The 15,952-nt window shown below is 69.5% G+C and carries 15 protein-coding genes and 1 pseudogene; 11 read left to right on the top strand and 5 right to left on the bottom strand.

Annotated features, from left to right (window positions below):
- Nucleotides 1-74: 74 nt before the first annotated feature.
- Nucleotides 75-341, top strand: coding sequence for a hypothetical protein (locus tag E8A46_RS28050; RefSeq protein WP_291568121.1), 267 nt, complete (start codon nt 75-77; stop codon nt 339-341).
- Nucleotides 342-344: 3 nt separating this feature from the next.
- Here the strand turns inward: E8A46_RS28050 and E8A46_RS28045 are convergent, their stop codons facing one another.
- A complete protein-coding gene (locus E8A46_RS28045) occupies nt 345-1,679 on the bottom strand; it encodes a dihydroorotase (protein WP_291568119.1) in 1,335 nt (444 codons plus the stop codon).
- Nucleotides 1,680-1,872: 193 nt separating this feature from the next.
- Here E8A46_RS28045 and E8A46_RS28040 point away from each other — a divergent pair, with 193 nt between their 5' ends.
- From E8A46_RS28040 to E8A46_RS30525, 5 genes and pseudogenes are all read left to right on the top strand, one after another.
- Nucleotides 1,873-2,754, top strand: a complete 882-nt coding sequence (locus tag E8A46_RS28040) for a folate-binding protein (RefSeq protein WP_291568117.1) — start codon at nt 1,873-1,875, stop codon at nt 2,752-2,754.
- The gene (locus E8A46_RS28035) at nt 2,751-3,377 is read left to right on the top strand and encodes a DNA-3-methyladenine glycosylase I (protein ID WP_291568114.1); all 627 of its coding nucleotides are present in this window, start codon (nt 2,751-2,753) and stop codon (nt 3,375-3,377) included. Before E8A46_RS28040 ends, E8A46_RS28035 begins: the two co-directional genes overlap by 4 nt.
- Nucleotides 3,374-3,991, top strand: coding sequence for an HD family hydrolase (locus E8A46_RS28030; protein ID WP_291568113.1), 618 nt, complete (start codon nt 3,374-3,376; stop codon nt 3,989-3,991). Before E8A46_RS28035 ends, E8A46_RS28030 begins: the two co-directional genes overlap by 4 nt.
- A gap of 115 nt (nt 3,992-4,106) precedes the next feature.
- Nucleotides 4,107-4,613, top strand: coding sequence for a protein-tyrosine phosphatase family protein (locus tag E8A46_RS28025; protein ID WP_291568111.1), 507 nt, complete (start codon nt 4,107-4,109; stop codon nt 4,611-4,613).
- 177 nt (nt 4,614-4,790) lie between these two features.
- A pseudogene (locus tag E8A46_RS30525) lies at nt 4,791-5,771 on the top strand (DUF2339 domain-containing protein); the annotation flags it as partial.
- 833 nt (nt 5,772-6,604) lie between these two features.
- On the opposite strand, the gene E8A46_RS30520 reads toward E8A46_RS30525, so the two are convergent.
- The gene (locus tag E8A46_RS30520) at nt 6,605-8,254 is read right to left on the bottom strand and encodes a serine/threonine-protein kinase (protein WP_363252732.1); all 1,650 of its coding nucleotides are present in this window, start codon (nt 8,252-8,254) and stop codon (nt 6,605-6,607) included.
- A 204-nt stretch (nt 8,255-8,458) separates the two neighbouring features.
- On the opposite strand from E8A46_RS30520, the gene E8A46_RS28010 reads away from it, so the two are divergent.
- Entirely contained in the window at nt 8,459-8,812 is a 354-nt protein-coding gene (locus tag E8A46_RS28010) for a hypothetical protein (protein WP_291568109.1), read from the top strand.
- On the opposite strand, the gene E8A46_RS28005 is transcribed toward E8A46_RS28010, so the two are convergent.
- A complete protein-coding gene (locus E8A46_RS28005) occupies nt 8,800-11,241 on the bottom strand; it encodes a TonB family protein (RefSeq protein WP_291568107.1) in 2,442 nt (813 codons plus the stop codon). The genes E8A46_RS28010 and E8A46_RS28005 overlap by 13 nt on opposite strands.
- A gap of 160 nt (nt 11,242-11,401) precedes the next feature.
- On the opposite strand from E8A46_RS28005, the gene E8A46_RS28000 reads away from it, so the two are divergent.
- The 4 genes from E8A46_RS28000 (at nt 11,402) to E8A46_RS27985 (ending at nt 14,914) form a co-directional block, all read left to right on the top strand.
- A complete protein-coding gene (locus E8A46_RS28000; RefSeq protein WP_291568106.1) occupies nt 11,402-12,160 on the top strand; it encodes an energy transducer TonB in 759 nt (252 codons plus the stop codon).
- A gap of 36 nt (nt 12,161-12,196) precedes the next feature.
- Nucleotides 12,197-12,862, top strand: coding sequence for a hypothetical protein (locus E8A46_RS27995; RefSeq protein ID WP_291568105.1), 666 nt, complete (start codon nt 12,197-12,199; stop codon nt 12,860-12,862).
- Between the two features lie 69 nt (nt 12,863-12,931).
- On the top strand, nt 12,932-14,143 hold the full coding sequence (locus E8A46_RS27990) for an acetyl-CoA C-acetyltransferase (protein WP_291568102.1): 1,212 nt from the start codon (nt 12,932-12,934) through the stop codon (nt 14,141-14,143).
- A gap of 27 nt (nt 14,144-14,170) precedes the next feature.
- Nucleotides 14,171-14,914 carry a glucose 1-dehydrogenase gene (locus tag E8A46_RS27985; protein WP_291568100.1) on the top strand — a complete coding sequence of 248 codons (744 nt, stop codon included), beginning with the start codon at nt 14,171-14,173 and terminating at the stop codon, nt 14,912-14,914.
- A gap of 4 nt (nt 14,915-14,918) precedes the next feature.
- Here E8A46_RS27985 and E8A46_RS27980 read toward each other — a convergent pair whose 3' ends face one another.
- Nucleotides 14,919-15,464 (bottom strand): histidine phosphatase family protein, encoded by a 546-nt coding sequence (locus E8A46_RS27980; protein WP_291568096.1) that lies wholly within the window; start codon nt 15,462-15,464, stop codon nt 14,919-14,921.
- Nucleotides 15,461-15,952 (bottom strand): adenosylcobinamide-GDP ribazoletransferase (locus E8A46_RS27975; RefSeq protein ID WP_291568094.1); only part of this gene is annotated, 492 nt, incomplete at its 5' end. The genes E8A46_RS27980 and E8A46_RS27975, both read right to left, overlap by 4 nt.

The raw sequence follows: 15,952 nt of genomic DNA, 5'->3' as shown, positions 1-15,952 counted from the left end.
CCCGCACCGCATGCTAAACGTCACTTATTCGACGCGTTCCGCCCTGGACCCGCGCGCACAGCCTGCTGAGTTTCATGAGCCATCCAGTCTCCTTCACCACCGCCCGCGATCCGTTGCCCGATCACGAACAAAAACAGGCCGCGCTCAGCTATCTCAGCGAAGCCTGGGCGGAGGCGCGGCACGATGGCGTCGACGGCGACTGCCTGGCGCAAGCCAGCCTGTTTGCAGCCTTCGCCGAACTGGTCGGGACCTACGGCGAAGACGCCGTGGCCAAATTCGTGGAAGGCCTTCCCGTCCGCGTCCGCAATGGCGAGTTTTCGACCGCGCTGGCGAAGCAGTAATCCTTACGCCTTCAGCGTCTCCAGAAACCGCACCGGCTCGCCGGTCGATGGCGTTCCTATCTCTCCCTGCCACATCACCCGCCGGCCGCGCACAAACGTGCCGACCGGCCAGCCGGTAACCCGCACCCCGTCATAGGGCGTCCAGCCCGCGCGCGAGGCCACCCATTGGTTGGTGATGGTCTCGCTGCGCTTCAGATCGACGATGGTGAAGTCGGCATCATAGCCCGCCGCAATCCGGCCCTTGCATGCGATGTTGTAGATTCTCGCGGGGCCTGCGCTGGTGAGATCGACGAAACGCGCCAGCGACAAACGCCCGGCATTGACGTGATCGAGCATCAGCGGAACCAATGTCTGCACCCCGGTCATGCCGGAGGGAGAGGCCGGATAGGTCTTGTCTTTTTCCTCAGGCGTATGCGGGGCGTGGTCGGAGCCGAGCACGTCGATGATGCCCTGCTCGATGCCGCGCCAGATGCCTTCGCGGTGGTCGGCCGAGCGCACCGGCGGATTCATCTGCGCGCGGGTCCCGAGCCGCTCATAACATTCCGGCGCCGCCAGCGTGAGGTGATGCGGCGTCGCCTCGCAGGAAGCGACATCCTTGTGATCCCGCAAAAACTCGATCTCCTGCCGGGTCGAGATATGCAGCACGTGAATGCGTTTTCCGGTTGCATGCGCGAGTTTGACGAGACGCTGCGTCGCCATCAGCGCCGCGGTCTCGTCGCGCCATACCGGATGCGAGCGCGGATCGCCCTCCACGCGCAGGGGTTTGCGGTCGTTGAGGCGATACTCGTCCTCGGCATGAAACGCCGCACGGCGCCGGATCACTTCGAAAATCCGGCGCAGGCTTTCGTCATCCTCGACCAATAGCGCGCCGGTCGATGAGCCGATGAACACCTTGACGCCGGCGCAGCCGGGCGCGCGTTCCAGTTCGGGCAAGTCGGCCACGTTGTCCCGGGTGCCGCCGATGAAGAACGCGAAGTCGCAGTGCATGCGGTGACGGCCACGTTTCACCTTGTCGGTGAAAGCCGCTTCCGTGACGGTCAAGGGATCGGTGTTCGGCATTTCGAACACGGCCGTCACGCCACCCATCACGGCACTGCGCGAACCGGTTTCGAGATCCTCCTTGTGGGACAGGCCCGGCTCGCGAAAATGCACTTGCGTATCGATCACGCCCGGCAGGATATGGAGGCCCTTGCAGTCGATCACCTCGGCGGCGGAAGCCTGTCCAAGGGAGCCGATCGCAACGATGCGGCCATTGGCGACGGCGACATCACGCACGCCCTCGCCATCCTGATTGACCACGGTGCCGGATTTTAGAATGGTATCAAATCGCTGATTCATGGCGCTATTCTTGGGTCCTCGGTAGCCGCTGCACGGAACTGGCAGTCGCGCGGGCCTTGTTCCCAGCACCTTACCGTCTTACGTTCCGATGTGATATCGGACACGGGCGTTTCCCCAGGAAACTCCAAAGAAACCCGAAGCGAATTCACAAGAGACTTGGGAATTCACAAGAGACCTGGCAAGAGAACCTGGCATGAAAGCAGCGTTTCTACCCGACCGCGGCGTGGTCAAGGTCAGCGGCGAAGGCGCCCGCGACTTTCTCAACGGCCTCCTCACCACGGACGTGACGCTGCTGCGACCAGGGCTGGGGCGGTTCGGGGCGTTGCTGACGCCGCAGGGCAAGATAACGACAGATTTTCTGATCACCGAAGCGCCTTCCGGCGATGGCGGCGGTTTTCTGATCGACTGCCCGCGGGCGCTCGCGCAAGGTCTCGCCGACAAGCTTGGCTTCTATAAGCTGCGGGCCAAGGTCGGGGTCGAAAATCTGTCCGACAGCCTCGGTGTTCTCGCGGCTTGGGATGGCGATCCCGCGCTGAAGCCGGATCTCGCATTCGCCGATCCGCGCAACGCCGCGCTCGGCTGGCGGATACTGGTTCCCGAGGAACTCGCGCAAAAAGCCGCCGATCTGATCGGTGCGGAAATGGTCGATAGTACGGCCTATGACGCCCATAGGATCGCGACAGGCGTTCCGCGCGGCGGGCTGGACTTCATCTATGGCGATGCGTTTCCGCACGAAACCAACATGGACCGGCTACACGGCGTCGATTTCGACAAGGGCTGCTACGTCGGCCAGGAGGTGGTGTCGCGGACGCAGCATCGCGGCACCGCGCGCACGCGAACGGTCCGGATCATTCTTGACGGCCCGGCACCGGAGCCGGGCGCTGCGATTCTCGCCGGCGACAAACCGGTCGGCACCATGGGTTCGGCCGCGGGCCACCACGGTCTTGCGCTGATCAGGATCGATCGTGTCGCCGACGCGCTTGCCGCCGGCACACCGCTGACATCGGGTGGCCTTGCCATCCGCCTTGCCGAGCCGGATGACTTGCGGTCCAACCCGAAGCAGACCGTGGCATGACGAGAACGGCGCGCCTTCATGCCGACGGCAAGGCCCGATGCCCGTGGCCGGGTGAAGATCCGTTTTACATGGCCTATCATGACACCGAATGGGGCGTGCCGGAATATGACGATCGGGCGCTGTATGAAAAGCTTATCCTCGACGGCTTCCAGGCCGGCTTGTCGTGGATCACGATCCTGCGCAAGCGCGACAATTTCCGAAAGGCGTTCGACGATTTCCAGCCCGAGAAAATCGCGCGCTATAACGCGAAAAAAGTCCACGCCCTGATGAACGACGCCGGGATCGTGCGAAACCGCGCCAAGATCGAGGGCGCGGTCAATAGCGCGAAGTCCTATCTGAAGATCATGGAAGACGGCCCCGGCTTCTCGAAATTCATCTGGGATTTCGTCGATGCCCGGCCGAAGGTCAACCATTTCAAGACCACGGCCAGCGTTCCGGCGTCGACCCCACTGTCGATCAAGATGTCGAAGGAACTGGCGTCGCGCGGATTCAAATTCGTCGGCCCCACCATCGTCTACGCCTTCATGCAGGCCACCGGCATGGTCAACGACCATCTGGTCACGTGTTTTTGCCATGAAAGCTGCGCCGGAAAGCGTCGCAGTCCCCGTCTCAAAATCAAATGACGGCCAGAAAATCGCCCGTGGACAAGGCGACCGCCCGGGTCTGGCAGCGCATGTTGTCGGGGCGGCGGCTCGATCTGCTCGACCCCTCGCCGCTGGATATCGAAATCGCCGATATCGCCCACGGCCTGGCGCGCGTGGCGCGATGGAACGGACAAACCCACGGCGCGCACATTTTTTCGGTGGCGCAACACACCCTGCTGGTCGAGGCGGTGATGCGCGAGCAGACGCCGCGGGTCGACCTCAAATACCGGCTTGCCGCGCTGCTGCACGATGCTCCGGAATATGTCATCGGCGACATGATCTCGCCGTTCAAGGCCGTGCTTGGCGGGGACTACAAGGCTGTCGAGAAACGGCTGCTGTCGGCGATCCACATCCGCTTCGGACTACCGCCGGTGTTGGCGCCGGAGATCGAGCGTCAGATCAAGGCTGCCGACAGGGGCGCGGCCTACCTCGAAGCGACGGAACTTGCAGGCTTTGCACAGGCCGAAGCAAAACGCCTGTTCGGCCGCGATCCCGGTCTGCCGCCGGCGACGCGGCGGGACTACCTGACGCCCTGGACCGCAGCCAAGGCCGAGAAGCGGTTTCTGGCGAGGTTCAAGGCGCTGATAACGTAGGGTGGGCAAAGGCGCGCTCGCGCCGTGCCCACCCGCCAAATCAAAACGAATTGGGGTGGGCACGCTTCGCTTTGCCCACCCTACATCCTATAATCGAGATAACCCAGGGACCATCATGATTCACGTCTGCTCGCTCGCCGCCCTCCCAGACACCGTCAAGGCGGTCGGCGCCAGTCATGTGCTCACGGTGATGGCCAATGTCGATCAGGTGCAGCGGCCGGTGTCCGTGCTGCCGGCCAATCATCTGAAGGTGCAGATGGACGATATCACCGAACAGCTGGACGGCTTTGTCGCGCCGTCGGATTCGCACATCGAGCAGGTCCTGAACTTTGTGCGTGGCTGGGACCGCCGCGCACCGCTGGTCGTCCATTGCTATGCCGGCATCAGCCGCTCGACCGCGAGCGCCTTTGCCGCAGTCTGCGCGCTCAATCCGCATCGCGACGAGATCTCGATCGCAAGGCAGATCCGCGCCGCCTCCCCGATCGCGTCGCCGAACCGATTGATCGTGAGCCTCGCCGACAAGGCGCTGGGGCGCGAGGGGCGGATGCTGCGTGCGCTCGACACCATGGGTCCCGGCAGCATGACGGTCGAAGGCCGGCCGTTCCGCATCGATCTCGAATGACGTCGGGCAACGGCGGTCGTACGGCCGAGCCAGGCTGAAATACTGGACCTGCGTCTTGAACTTTTGTCGCCGGAAATCACACTCAGTAGGCGCGGCAGGCTGAGGCAACGATCTCGAAAGCGGCTAAGAAATTTGACGCGGTAGGCCCAGACGCCGGGCCGATCGCCGGGAGGCTTGATGTTTGACTTCTTGACGCTGGTGATTGCCGTTGTCGCGCTCATTGTCGCGCGTAAGACATTCAATCAGGCCGCGGCGCTGCGCGCGCGACTGGACGCGATCGAGGCGGCCGGGCTGCAGGCGAGGCCCGGCCCGCCGCCGCTCACCGCGCTTGACGAGCTTGAGCAAACGCTCGCGGCCCCATCGCCGCCAATTGCGGCCGAAGCCCCGCCAACAGCAGCCGTGACTGAACAAGCCTCACGCCTCCAGGAGGCCGAGCCCGAAACGCCGAACGACGCCATCGGCGTCACGACGGCGGTGCCCCCGCCCCTCCCGCAAGCCCCGCCCGGCTTCGAGGAGCGCGTTGGCACCCGCTGGGTGGTCTGGTTGGGCGGCCTGACCCTGGCGCTTGGCGGCTTCTTCATGGTTCGCTACTCGATCGATGCCGGGCTGCTCGGGCCCGGCGTACGAACCCTGCTCGGCGGCGTATTTGCGTTTGCCTTGCTTGCTGCTGGCGAATGGACGCGGCGCAAGGAAAATAGCTCCGCCATTGCGGCCCTGCCGATCGCGAATATCCCCGCGATCTTGACCGCGGCCGGGACTGCGGTGGCCTTCGCGACGGTCTATGCGGCTTATGCGCTGTACGACTTTCTCGCGCCCGCGACCGCCTTCATTTTGCTCGGACTGGTGGCGCTTTCCACGCTCGCCGCGGCCTTGCTGCACGGACCGGCGCTGGCGGGCCTTGGCATCGCCGCCGCCTTCGCCACACCTGTTCTGGTTTCTTCCGAGAAGCCCGATTTCTGGGCACTGTACCTCTACCTCGCGGTCGTCACCGCGGCGGCGTTCGGCTTGGCCCGAATCAGGCTGTGGCGCTGGCTCGCGGTCGCCACCATGGTATTCGCGCTGCTCTGGACATTGCCGTGCCTGCAATGCGGCCCGTCGATGGTCGCAGCGCACGCATTCCACGTCGTGACGGGCTTCATCCTCGCAACTCTGCTCGTCGGGCACGCACGTCGTCGGAAAGACGTCCGAGATCCCCAGGTCTGCGAGCTTGGCGGGATCGTCGATCGCGCAGGTCCCCTGCTGAACGTTGCCGTTCGTGTCGAGGGCCGGGTCGTAGTAGGTCGCCGTCGCGCCGATGGCCTTGAGCGGGTAGGCCCCCGGGCTGAGCATCGCGTTCACGCCGAAGCAGGACCCGGCCCCGAGATAGACGACCGTCTCGATCGAGAGGCTCTCCAGGACCTGTGCGACGCGCGCCATGTAGGGCTGGATCGCCGTGGAGCCCGTGGCGTAGACGACCGGCTGCGGCAGCGTGCCTCCCGCGGGCCCGTGAGGCAGCGCGAAGCACGAGGGGAGCGTGGGCCCGGCGTCCACGGGCGGCGCCGAGTCGGTGCCTCCGGCGTCGGAGGCGCCGGCGTCGGACGCGCCGGCCTCGGAGCCTCCGGCCTCGGGTGCGCCCGCCTCGGGCGCAGGCTGGACCTGCGGGCACGCCGCGCCCGCCTCGTCGCACTTCGTGTTGCGGGCGGCGTTGTCGAACGGCTTGCACGTCGCGTTCGTGCACGTCGACTCGAGCTGCGACTTCGTCTGCGCGTTCGACGGGCACGCGTCTCCATCCACCCCCGCGTCCAACGTGGTGCCGTCGCCGCCGGAGGGCGAGGCCTCCGCTTCCGCCCCGTCGGGGCCCGTCGTGACGTCTTGCCCCACGGCGCCGTCGTCCGCGCCGACCACGTATCCGGTGCCGAGCAGCACGTTGCATCCGAGCGCAGCGGCACCGTAGAGACCCGCCGTCGCAACCAGGAACAACGTCGCTCGTCTCGCTCTCATGCGCGTCATCCTCAGTGGCCGTACGGGTTGCTGGTGTCGATCTGCTGCCGCACGTGCGACGCGGTCGGTTGGGGAGGCGGCGGTGACACCGGCTGCGGCGCCGCGGATGCCGGCGGCGGAGGCTGCGCCGTCGCGGCGACCGGCGGCTGCGCCGGCGCCACGGCGACCGCGCGCGGGCCCCAGACCTGGCGAGTCGGCGAGGGCGTCTCGGTCCTGGTGACCGCGGGCGCAGCGGCGTCCGTCGTGGCCGGCGCGGAGGCCGCTGCCGGCGGCACGGCCGCCGCGACGACGGACGCTCCAGGACCGGCGGACGCGGAGGCGGCCGCGGTCGACGCGATCGACGCCGCCGACGACTCGGTGGGGCCCGGCAGACGGCCCCGCAGCAGGAACGCGGCGGCAGCCCCCGCCAGGATGACCGCGCCCAGGACGAGGACGACGACGATCGCCCCCACCGAGCGACGAGCCGGCGCCGGCACCGCCCCCACGCCGCCGAGAGGCGCGACGAAGTCCGCCGCGCTGCGCGTGGCCTCGGCCGGCGCGTCCATGGCCGCAGAGAGCCGCATGCCCGACGGGGTGCCCGACGGCGCCGTCAGCGGAGAGAGCTGCGGCATGTCGATCCTCGCGTACTCCCCGGACGAAGTGCCGCGGAGCAGGCGGAGCTGACTCTCGATGACGCCCTTGATCTGGCTGCGCTCCTCGGCGAACACGTCGCTCACGAGCCTTCCGAGGTCGCGCGCGCCGAAGGGCGGCACGCCCATCCCCTTGATGAAGGCCTCGATGTCGCCCTGCATCTCGGACGCGCTCGCGTAGCGTTCGCCGGGCTTCACCGACGTCGCCTTGAGGATCATCCGCTCGAGCCGCGGATCCACGTCGGCCTTGGCGTCCCGCGGGCGTGGGATGTTCCCGTTCATGAGCGCGTGGAGGATCTGCAGGTCGTTCAGCGAGCGGTTCCACATGCGGTCGCCGACCGCGGCCTCCCAGAGCATGATGCCGGCCGCGAACAGGTCGGCGCGCCGGTCGACCGGCTCGGACGTCGCCTGCTCCGGCGCCATGTAGGCGATCTTGCCCTTGAGCATCCCGGTGCGCGTGTCGTTCGTCGTGTCGAGCGCCTTCGCGATGCCGAAATCGAGCAGCTTGACCTGCCCGTCGTAGGTGAGAAACACGTTGTGCGGCGAGACGTCGCGGTGCACGAGGTTCATCGGCGTTCCGTCGAAGTCGGTCAGCCCGTGCGCGTACTGGAGCCCCTCGAGGACCTGCGCCAGGACGTGCAGGTGGTAGTGCAGCGGGAACGACGCCCCGGTGCGCCGGCCTCGCGCGAGGAGCCGGTGGTGCGACTGCCCGTCGAGGAACTCCATCGCGATGAAGTGGTGCCCGCGATCGCTCCCCACCTCGATCGTCTGCACGACGTTGGGGTGGCTCAGCTTCGCCGACAGCCGCGCCTCGTCGAGGAACATGTGCACGAGCTTCGGATCCTCGGCGAGGTGCCCCTTGAGCACCTTGAGCACGAACAGCTTGTTGAAGCCCCCGGGACCCCGGACGAGCGCGAGGTAGACGACGCCCATGCCGCCGCGCGCCAGCTCCGCGATGAGGCGGTAGCGACCGACGTCACCGACTTTGTGGCCCCCCGCCGATCCGTGCTTCTCGGCTTCGTCGCGCTCCAAGGAGAACCCTCTCCCGGAACCATCGCGCGGAAACAGTCTTTCGAGCGGTGAAGCCTCACGATGTTTCAGAACTGTCACGATGGGGATAGGCTATCGGCGGCGATCGGCGACATCGTGGCCGCCCGTGAACGTCGTCGTGACGAGTGCGACAAAGCTCCGCGCGGGGGGCATGACGCGTCGCGACCGCGCCGCTAGGATCCCATCGTGGGCTTCGCACGGATGACTCCGCTACTCGTCGTCGAGGATGTCGTCGTGGGGCAGTCGGGCGTGACGCTGCTGCCGGCCGTCGCGCGGGACGGCCTCCCGTTGTGCGCCGGCGACGCCGTGGACGTCGTCCACGACGACGAGCGCGACGAAGTGACGCTGCTGGCGCTCGATCCCGACCGGGACCCGACGCGCGTGCGCCTGCGCCTCGCGTCGGGGACGCCCATCGCCCCCGGCTTCGAGATCTGGCCGAGCCAGACCCAGTCGCACGTCACCATCAAGCGCTCCGACCTCGGCCCCGGCGAGCAGGTCGTCTCGCTGGCCGGCGCGGTTCGGCGCCGTCAGTCGATGTAGAGCGTCGCCATCACGCGCGCGGTGAACGGGAACGCCGGCGTGAAGTCGACGCCCTCGCACCCACCGAAGCCCCCGCCGGGGGCGACCGCGACGCGGCTGTTGCTACCGCACGAGAAGCCGGGCGGCAGTCGGTTGAGCGGCGTGCCGATCGCCGGCTCGGTGCGAAGGCGGCTGATCGTGTCGAACTGCGCGGAGCGGAAGTCGCCGTCCAGGAGGTTGAGGACGTCGAGGGCGACGTCGAAGCGCCTGTGCCGGTACCCGAGGTGCAGGTCGACCTGCGTGAACCCCGGCGCGGTGATCACGCCGTCCTCCGAGGCAGAACGGTTCCCGATGCCGTAGAAGCGCAGCCCGGCGCGCGCGACGCCCGGTCCGAGCTCGTGGCGACCCGAGAGCCCGCCGGAGCACGTCTGCCGCGGGGCCAGCGCCAGGCCGCCGCCGTTCTCGCGGTCGGTGCTGAACTGCGAGTGCGTGAGGGTCACGTCGCCGTCGGCCGCGAGCCACGGCGTGATCTCGAAGCGCGTCTCGATCTCGAGGCCGTAGCGCTCCGTCGGGTCGCTCACGCTCGTCGTCCCGTTGTCGCCGTCCCACGTGGTCTCGTTGTCGAGCGTGAGTCGCCACAGCGCCGCGGCCAGGTCCCACCGGCCGAGGAAGCGGCCGCGCGCGCCCACCTCCTCGCCCACCGCGCGCGTGATCGGCGTGATCGCCGGGCTCGCGAAGGCGCCGCGCACGTCGTTCGTGTGGTAGCCCTCGCCGAAGTTCACGTACGCCTCCACCTGCGCCGCACGCCGGTCGATCGCCGTCAGGACGGCGCTCGCCTTCGGGCTGAGCTGCTGCGCGCCGCCCACGCCGCTCGCCGGCGGCTGCGTCGGGTCGGCCTGCACGCGGTTGTCCACGGCGAACGCGAGGAAGTCCGACCGCAGGGCGCCGTCGATGCGGAGCCACGGCCACGGCGTCACCTCCTCGTTCACGTAGGCGCCGGCGAGCGTCTCGTGCACGTCGTCGCCGCGCGTCTGCGAGAGCTGCGTGCGCGCGCGCGTGTGCCAGAGCTCCCCGTGCACGTCGTCGCTGCGGACCTGCGCGCCGAGGGTCGTGTCGAACCTGACGCGCCCGATCGCGTTCACCACGCGGTAGCTCGCCTGGCCGCCGTAGAAGGTGCGGCGGTCGATCTGCTCGATCTCGTCGCCGTTCACGGGGTCGTTCTCGTAGAGCGTGAAGTTCGAGAACAGGTTGAAGCGGTACGTCCCCGCGTAGACCAGGGCGCGGAGCTCGCTGCCCTCGGTGGGCCGCATCCGGTAGGCGACCGAGAGCTGATGGCGCGCGGTGTCGCCCCCCTCGGCGGGATCGATCGACCCGAAGCGCGAGACGAGCCCTTGCTCGACGGCCCGCGCCGGAATCTGCCCCGATCCGTGCCAGTCGCCCGCGTAGCTCGACTCGGTGATCGCCAGCGTCGACGTGGGCGCGAGCTGGAAGGTGACCTTGTTGAAGAGCTTGTACTTGTTCCACCCCTCGGGGTTGTCGAAGGGTCCGTTCTCCTGGCCGATCTCGGCCGCGAAGAGGGCGCGCGTCGACTCCGAGAAGCGCGGGCTCGCGATGAGCAGGCCCCTGTACTCCGGCTGGCCGTGACCCGGCGACCCGCCGAAGCCGAGGCCGATCGAGCTGTGCTCGAAGTCGGAGCGCGTGACGAGGTTGACGCGGCCCGCGGTCGCGAAGTCGCCCTGGTCGGCGAAGTAGGGGCCCTTGGTGATCTCCACGCGCTCGACGGTCTCGGGGATGATGAAGTTCGTGTCGGCGAACCCCTGGCCGTGCGCGTGCGACGGCATGTTGATCGGGATGCCGTCGAGGTCGAGCGCCAGGTCGGTGCCGTGGTCGGCGTCGAAGCCGCGCAGGAAGTACTGGTTGGCCTTGCCGCCGCCCGAGTGCTGCACCATCACCAGGCCCGGCGTGACGCGGAGGATGTCCTGCACGGACGCCACCGGGCGCAGGCTGAACTCGCGGTCCTGTACCGAGAACGACGACGCCGCGCTGAGCGGCCTGCGAGCCAGGACGAGCGTCGATTGATCCGGCCCCTGCTGCGTCTCGGGAGGTGGCGGCACGGGCGGCGGGGGTGGAGGAGGAACCGGTGGAGAAGGAGGCGGCGGCAGGTGGAACTCGTATCCCATCTGCACGGCGGAGCGGATCGGAACGCCGTCCTTTCGGGCCGGCTCGAACGTGAAGCGGCGCGCAGCGGCGAGGGCCGCCTCGTCGAAGCCGTGGCCGGCCGGAGCCGTGACGCGCGCGTCCGCGACGCGCCCTCGCTCGTCGACGACGAGCTCGAGCCCGACGGTCGCCTCGAGCCGGTCGCGCAGCGCATCGGGCGGGTACGTCGCCTCGGCGCGCTCGCGGATCGCCGGCGGCGTGATCTGCGGCTGCGGGCCTTGCTGCGCGAGCACCGGCGACCCTGCAAAGGCCATCGCGAGGGCCGCGGCTGCCGCGATGATTTTCGGTCGAATCAGGGCGTCCGCTCCCGGGTCTTACGCGTTATCCTCGCAGGTGGATCGCCTCCACCGAAGTACCATGCTTCGCCCTCCCACCTTCTTGATTCACGGCGCCATGCTCGCGGTCTCCGCCGCGGCGCACGCGGCCGTGCTGGTCGCCGTCGGGGGGCACCCGCGACCGGCCTCCGCCTCCAGCGTCGACGATCGCGCCGTCGAGGTGGACGTGGCGACCGAGAAGCCCGCGGAGCCGGTGAGCGATGACGAGGCGAGGCGCGAGCCGGAGGCTCACGCGCCGGCATTTCCGAGGATGCACACGCACCCCTATCCGGTGCCGGAGAGCCACGACTGGACGCCTCACGATCCGTCGCTCGTCCACGTGCACGCTCCGTGGCCCCTGCCCGCTCCGCACGTCGATCCGACGCCCGCAGCCCCGGCTCCCGCCATCGAGTCCGAGGAGCTTCCCCACTTCAACATCCCGGCCGGATCCGGCTCTCCCGTCGCGAGCCACGTGACGGCCGCCCACGACCACGACCACGACGGCGCCGGGCATGCGGGCGATGCGCACGGCGGCGGCGAGGCCGAGCCTCCCGCCCCCGAGCAGAGCGTCTCGACGCCCGCACGGCTCCTTCGCGGCGCCTCGCCCGCCTATCCCCCGGCCGCGCGAGCCCAGGGCGTCGAGGCCGACGTCCCTCTCGAGATCATCGTCTCGCAGGGGGGCGCGGTCGAGAGCGCCCGCATCGTCACGCACGCGGGGTTCGGCTTCGACCAGGCGGCACTCGACGCGATCCGCGGCTACCGCTTCTCGCCGGCTGAAAAGGGCGGCCGACCGACCCGGGTGCGCATGCGGTGGACCATGCAGTTCCGCCTGCAGTGACGTGGGCTCGCGGCCGCGCCTGATGCCCGCCCGGACGTGGTACTATTAGGGATCGTGCGGATTCCTTCGCTTGCGTGGGTTCTCGCGTGGGTCGTCGCATGCAGCGTCGCGTGCGGGGGCAGCACCTTCACGACCGCCGGCGCGGGTGACGACGGCGGGACCGCCAGCAGCAGCGGAGGTAGCGCCGACTCCGGCGGCAGCAGCGGCGAAGCGGGCGGCGACGACGATTCCGGGGGCTCCCCCGACGCCGTGCCCGGCGGCGAGGGGGGCTCCGGCGAGGCCGGGGGCGGCGAAGGCGGCAGCGGCGAGGCAGGCTCGGTCGAGGGAGGGCCCGGCCTCGCGATCCAGTGCGGGCCACAGACGCAGTGCTCGGGTGCGACGCCGGTCTGCTGCCTCGGCGCCGCGGGGGCTTCGTGCGCCCACGCCGAGTGCGGCTGCGAGACGCAGCTCGAGTGCACGAGCGACCTCGACTGCCAGCTCCCGACGGCGCTCTGCTGCATCGATCAGCGCCAGGACGCCACGTGCGCCGCCGGCCACTTCGCCGCGAAGTGCGCGGCCGCCTGCCTCAACGGTGCGTCGCACCTGTGCGACCCGAACTCGCAGAAGATCCAGTGCGCACCGGGCGCCCAGTGCTCCAACGACCAGTCCGACCTGCAGAACGTCGGGCTCCCCGCATTCCCCGGCTACGGCGTCTGCAAGTGAGGCCCTTGCGCTCGTAGTACGTCGGACATATGATGGTCGTAATCCAACGACGCCTGAACGGAGGCCGTCATGACGACCAGCTACCTCATCGACGCGGCGCGCACGCCGCGCGGCCGGGGGAAGCCCGCCAAGGGCACCCTCTCCGGCATCCATCCGCAGGAGCTCTTCGCGCAGGTGCTCGGCGCGCTCGCACGCCGGGGCAGCGTCGATCCGACCCGCGTCGACGACGTCGTCGTCGGCTGCGTCTCGCAGGTCAACGAGCAGGGCGCGAACATCGCGCGCAACGCCGTGCTCGCGGCCGGGTGGCCCATCGAGGTCACCGGGACCACGGTGAACCGCTTCTGCGGATCGGGCCTGCAGGCCGTCCACTTCGGCGCCATGGGCGTCGCGTCGGGTGCGATGGACCTCGTCGTCGCGGGGGGCGTCGAGAGCATGTCGCGCGTGCCCATGGGCTCCGACGGCGGCGCGCAGGACGGCGGCAACGAGCGCCTGCGCGAGCGCGTGCACCAGGTCCCGCAGGGCATCAGCGCGGATCTCATCGCGACGCTCGAGGGCTTCTCCCGCGCCGAGGTCGACGAGGTCGCGCTCGCGTCTCAACGGCACGCGGCGCGCGCGGTCGAGGAAGGGCGCTTCGCGCGGTCTCTGGTCCCGGTGAGGGATCCGCGCACGGGCGCGATCGTCCTCGACCGCGATGAGCTCGTCCGGCCGGACACCACGCGCGAGGGTCTCGGCGCGCTCGCTCCGTCGTTCGCCGCGCTGGGTGAGACGTTCGACCCGATCGCGGTCGCGGCGTACCCGCAAGCGAAGGCCATCCGTCACGTCCACACCGCGGGCAACTCGAGCGGCCTCGCCGACGGCGCCGCCGCGGTCGTCCTCGCGTCCGAGCGCTACGTCCGAGAGACCGGCGCCCGCCCGCGCGCACGCATCCGCGCCATGACGACCCTCGGCAGCGAGCCGCTGATCATGCTCACGGCGCCCGCGCCCACGGCCGAGAAGGCCCTGCGCGCCGCGGGCATGACCGCGCGCGACGTCGACCTGTGGGAGATCAACGAGGCGTTCGCGGCTGTGGTGCTGCAGACGGTGCGCAAGCTCGGCGTCGATCCCGAGCGCGTCAACGTCAACGGCGGCGCGATCGCCCTCGGCCATCCGCTCGGGGCCACCGGCGCCATCCTCCTCGGCACGGCGCTCGACGAGCTCGAGCGGCGCGGCGCGCAGACCGCGCTCGTCGCGATGTGCATCGGCGGTGGCCAGGGCATTGCGACGGTCATCGAGCGCGTGTGACGCGATAGAGAGAAAGGCAGGCCCACCATGGGCAAGCTCGACGGCAAGGTCGCCCTCGTGACGGGCGGCAGCACAGGCATCGGTCTGGCCGCGGCCCAGCGGCTGGTCGCCGACGGGGCGTACGTCTTCATCACCGGCCGACGCAAGGGCGAGCTCGACGCCGCCGTCGCGCAGATCGGCCGGAACGTCGTCGCGATCCAGGGCGACGTGTCCAAGCTCGCGGACCTCGACCGGCTCGTCGCCACCATCCGGGAGGCGAAGGGCCGCATCGACGTCCTACTCGCGAACGCGGGGGTGGCCGACAGCGCAGCCCTTGGGGACATCAGCGAGGAGCAGTTCGACCGCATCTTCGACATCAACGTCAAAGGCACCCTGTTCACGGTCCAGAAGGCGCTCCCGCTGCTGCCGAGCGGCGCGTCGGTCATTCTCCTGTCGTCCGTCGTCGGCTCGAAGGGCTTCGCCAGCCGGAGCGTGTACAGCGCGACGAAGGCGGCGCTTCGCTCGTTCGCGCGCACGTGGACGACGGACCTCAAGAGCCGCCGGATCCGCGTGAACGTGGTGAGCCCCGGCGCGATCGACACGCCAGGGCTCCAGGGGCTCACGAAGATGGGCAGCGACGGTCTGGCCGACTTCTACCGCGACAGGGTGCCCCTGGGTCGTGTCGGGCGTCCCGAGGAGATCGCGAACGCCGTGTCGTTCCTCGCGTCGGACGAGAGCAGCTACGTCGCGGGCACGGAGCTCTTCGTCGACGGCGGCCTCGCTCAGGTCTGACGCGCTAGCGCACCCGCTCGAGCATCAACGGCTGGACCGTCTCCTGGGCGACCGCGTCGTAGTCCACGCCGCGAGCCTCGGCCCGGAGCACGCGGATGACGCCCGCATGGGTCAGCGCCACGGCAGCCTCCTGACGCGACAGCACCTCCGCGCGCCAGGAGCGGACTCGGTCGACGAGCTCGGCCAGCCGCTCGCCGCCAGGAGGGGCGGCTTCGCGCCACTCGCGCATCCATTGCTGGAATGCCGGGTCTCCGTCGAGCTCCCGGTAGGCGCGGCCCTCCCACTGGCCGAAGGCGAGCTCCGAGAGGCGTGCGTCGGCGACGAGCGGCACGCCGAGCACGTCGGCGAGGCGCGTCGCGGGACCCTGCGTCCGCCGCCACGGAGAGGTCCACACGCGCGTGATTCGCGTACCGTCGCGGGCGAGCTGCTCGAGGACCGCCGCGGCCGCGGCGTTCGCGCTCAACGCCGTCGGCACGTCGAGCTGGCCGTAGCAGATGCCGGGGACGTGGACCGGCGCGTGACGGACGACGAGGACGGGCGCGACGCTCACGGTCTCCCCCAGGCGAGGACGCCATAGGCGGCGAGCTCGCAGAGCTGCTCGGTCGCGCCCAGGAAGTCACCCGTGAATCCGCCGACGCGCCGCGCGTAGCGCCATCCCGTGAGCAGCGTCACGGCCGCGGCCACGGCGAACGCTGCGCCGATCCGCCCGGCGTCGAACCGGTGCGTCGCCACCGCGGCGATCCCGGCGCAAGCGGCCCACGCCGTCGCGACGAGCGCCTGGGGCGATCTCGCGCGCGTCACCGCCCGGCTCCTCGATGCCGCCGTCGTGACGTACGGCAGCGCCGCGATCTGCCAGACAGGCCCGACGCGGGCCACGGTGGACACGAGCGGCCATGCCCACGCGGCGTCGGGTCCGAGGCGGGCGAGGAGCGCCGCGCGTCCGGCGATCGAGAGGACGAGCGCACACGCGCCGAAGACGCCGATGCGGCTGTCCTTCAGGATCTGCAGGACCCTCTCGCGGTCGAAGGCTCCGCCGAG

This window comes from Bradyrhizobium sp. (assembly GCF_004799445.1).
Classification (GTDB): Bacteria; Pseudomonadota; Alphaproteobacteria; order Rhizobiales; family Xanthobacteraceae; genus Bradyrhizobium.
This window is presented reverse-complemented; position numbering and strand designations above follow the sequence as displayed.